Source organism: Anoxybacillus eryuanensis, assembly GCF_051200995.1.
Classification (GTDB): Bacteria; Bacillota; Bacilli; order Bacillales; family Anoxybacillaceae; genus Anoxybacillus; species Anoxybacillus tengchongensis.
In genome coordinates this window covers 1-2,787 of record NZ_JBPODS010000030.1, presented here as the reverse complement: position 1 = coordinate 2,787, position 2,787 = coordinate 1, and the positions used below count along the sequence as shown (strand labels likewise).

Below are 2,787 nucleotides of genomic sequence, written 5' to 3'. Positions count from 1 at the left end.
ACCGTTCTCCGCTTTTCTTATGTGTTTAGTTAAGTCCTCGATCGATTAGTATCCGTCAGCTGCACGTGTCGCCACGCTTCCACCTCGGACCTATCTACCTTGTCATCTTCAAGGGATCTTACTCGCTTGACGCGATGGGAAATCTCATCTTGAGGGGGGCTTCACGCTTAGATGCTTTCAGCGCTTATCCCTTCCGCACATAGCTACCCAGCTGTGCCCCTGGCGGGACAACTGGTACACCAGCGGTGCGTCCATCCCGGTCCTCTCGTACTAAGGACAGCTCCTCTCAAATTTCCTACGCCCGCGACGGATAGGGACCGAACTGTCTCACGACGTTCTGAACCCAGCTCGCGTACCGCTTTAATGGGCGAACAGCCCAACCCTTGGGACCGACTACAGCCCCAGGATGCGATGAGCCGACATCGAGGTGCCAAACCTCCCCGTCGATGTGGACTCTTGGGGGAGATAAGCCTGTTATCCCCGGGGTAGCTTTTATCCGTTGAGCGATGGCCCTTCCATTCGGAACCACCGGATCACTAAGCCCGACTTTCGTCCCTGCTCGACTTGTAGGTCTCGCAGTCAAGCTCCCTTCTGCCTTTACACTCTACGAATGATTTCCAACCATTCTGAGGGAACCTTTGGGCGCCTCCGTTACGCTTTGGGAGGCGACCGCCCCAGTCAAACTGCCCACCTGACACTGTCTCCCACCCCGATCAGGGGTGCGGGTTAGAATCTCAGTACGACAAGGGTGGTATCCCAACGGCGACTCCACCTAGACTGGCGTCCAGGCTTCTCAGTCTCCCACCTATGCTGTACATGTCGCACCAACATTCAATATCAGGCTGCAGTAAAGCTCCACGGGGTCTTTCCGTCCTGTCGCGGGTAACCTGCATCTTCACAGGTACTATGATTTCACCGGGTCTCTCGTTGAGACAGTGCCCAAGTCGTTACACCTTTCGTGCGGGTCGGAACTTACCCGACAAGGAATTTCGCTACCTTAGGACCGTTATAGTTACGGCCGCCGTTTACTGGGGCTTCGGTTCGCACCTTCGCTTGCGCTAAGCGCTCCCCTTAACCTTCCAGCACCGGGCAGGTGTCAGCCCCTATACTTCGCCTTACGGCTTCGCAGAGACCTGTGTTTTTGATAAACAGTCGCTTGGGCCTTTTCACTGCGGCTCCCCTGGGCTTTTCACCCGAGGGAGCACCCCTTCTCCCGAAGTTACGGGGTCATTTTGCCGAGTTCCTTAACGAGAGTTCTCCCGCGCACCTTAGGATTCTCTCCTCGCCTACCTGTGTCGGTTTGCGGTACGGGCACCTCTCACCTCGCTAGAGGCTTTTCTTGGCAGTGTGGAATCAGGCACTTCGGTACTATATTTCCCTCGCCATCACAGCTCAGCCTACTCAAGCGGATTTGCCTACTTGAGGCGCCTAACTGCTTGGACGCGCACAACCAGTCGCGCGCTGACCCTATCCTCCTGCGTCCCCCCATTGCTCAAACGGTGAGGAGGTGGTACAGGAATATCAACCTGTTGTCCATCGCCTACGCCTTTCGGCCTCGGCTTAGGTCCCGACTAACCCTGAGCGGACGAGCCTTCCTCAGGAAACCTTAGGCTTTCGGTGCAGAGGATTCTCACCTCTGTTTTCGCTACTCACACCGGCATTCTCACTTCTAAGCGCTCCACTAGTCCTTCCGGTCTAGCTTCGACGCCCTTAGAACGCTCCCCTACCGACGACGTAAGTCGTCCCACAGCTTCGGTGGTACGTTTAGCCCCGGTACATTTTCGGCGCAGAGTCACTCGACCAGTGAGCTATTACGCACTCTTTAAATGGTGGCTGCTTCTAAGCCAACATCCTGGTTGTCTAAGCAACTCCACATCCTTTTCCACTTAACGTACACTTTGGGACCTTAGCTGGTGATCTGGGCTGTTTCCCTCTTGACCACGGATCTTATCACTCGTAGTCTGACTCCCGAGTATAAGTCATTGGCATTCGGAGTTTGACTGAGTTCGGTAACCCGATGAGGGCCCCTAGCCCAATCAGTGCTCTACCTCCAAGACTCTCAACTCGAGGCTAGCCCTAAAGCTATTTCGGGGAGAACCAGCTATCTCCAAGTTCGATTGGCATTTCACCCCTACCCACACCTCATCCCCGCACTTTTCAACGTGCGTGGGTTCGGGCCTCCAGTAGGTATTACCCTACCTTCACCCTGGACATGGGTAGATCACCTGGTTTCGGGTCTACGACCTCGTACTATACGCCCTATTCAGACTCGCTTTCGCTACGGCTCCGTCTTTTCGACTTAACCTCGCACGAGATCGTAACTCGCCGGTTCATTCTACAAAAGGCACGCCATCACCCATAAACGGGCTCTGACTACTTGTAGGCACACGGTTTCAGGTTCTCTTTCACTCCCCTCCCGGGGTGCTTTTCACCTTTCCCTCACGGTACTGGTTCACTATCGGTCACTAGGGAGTATTTAGCCTTGGGAGATGGTCCTCCCTGCTTCCGACGGGATTCCTCGTGTCCCGCCGTACTCAGGATCCACTCAGGAGGGAACGAAGTTTCGACTACAGGGCTGTTACCTCCTCTGGCGGGCCTTTCCAGACCGCTTCATCTACTCCGTTCCTTTGTCACTCCGTATTGAGTGTCCTACAACCCCAAGAGGCAAGCCTCTTGGTTTGGGCTGTTCCCGTTTCGCTCGCCGCTACTTAGGGAATCGCTTTTGCTTTCTTCTCCTCCGGGTACTTAGATGTTTCAGTTCCCCGGGTATGCCCTCCATACGCTATG

At 55.0% G+C, this 2,787-nt stretch carries 1 rRNA gene; it reads right to left on the bottom strand.

The window, feature by feature from the left end:
- Positions 1–25: 25 nt before the first annotated feature.
- Positions 26–2,787 (bottom strand): 23S ribosomal RNA (locus HNQ84_RS14240); the annotation flags it as partial.